This window comes from Brevundimonas sp. (genome assembly GCF_046293315.1).
Taxonomy (GTDB): domain Bacteria; phylum Pseudomonadota; class Alphaproteobacteria; order Caulobacterales; family Caulobacteraceae; genus Brevundimonas.
On record NZ_JBKBPF010000090.1, the window covers coordinates 1 to 589 of the forward strand.

The window sequence follows — 589 nt, forward strand, 5'->3', positions numbered from 1 at the left end:
GCGGCGGCGAGGGCGGCGGGCGGAGCGACAGCGAGCTGACCAGCGATGCCGGCAGCGACGAGCCCTCACGCAGGCACACACGAGAGCGGCGCGCCAGCCGGGCCAACGCGCCAGCAGCGCCCGCGCCCGCCGTGGCTGCGCCGACGCCCATGCGCCGCTCGCGCTCCGTGCCGTCTGTCACGCCCCGTGTGAAGGGCAACGTTGAGTTTGATGCCTCTGCAGACGTTGCGCCGTTGCGCTCGCGTGGCGGTGGCGGCGGCGGTGGCGGCGGCGGCGGCGGCGGCGGCGGCATGCTGGGCAAGCTTCGCCCCAGCCTGTCACTGCCCCCGGGCACGCCTGGGGCGGCGGCAGGCGGCGGCGGCGCGGACGAGGAGGACGGCACGCTGTCCCCCGAGTCGTTCTCGCAGCTGATGCAGGAGCTGGCGCGCGGCATGCTGGCGCAGAGCAACGGCGCCGCCACGCCGGGCGGGCGCGTGCACCGGCCGCGGCCCATCAACACTGAACGCCGCATGATCGTCATATTCCCGGAGGATGTGCACGCGTGGCTGGGCAGCGCGGGGCTGGGGGACTTTAGCGACGAGCTGGCCAC

At 75.6% G+C, this 589-nt stretch carries 1 protein-coding gene; it reads left to right on the forward strand.

The window, feature by feature from the left end; all coding sequences use genetic code 11:
• Positions 1 to 149: 149 nt before the first annotated feature.
• Positions 150 to 589: hypothetical protein (locus ACK4SE_RS14175; RefSeq protein ID WP_409694016.1), on the forward strand; the 440-nt coding region annotated here is incomplete at its 3' end.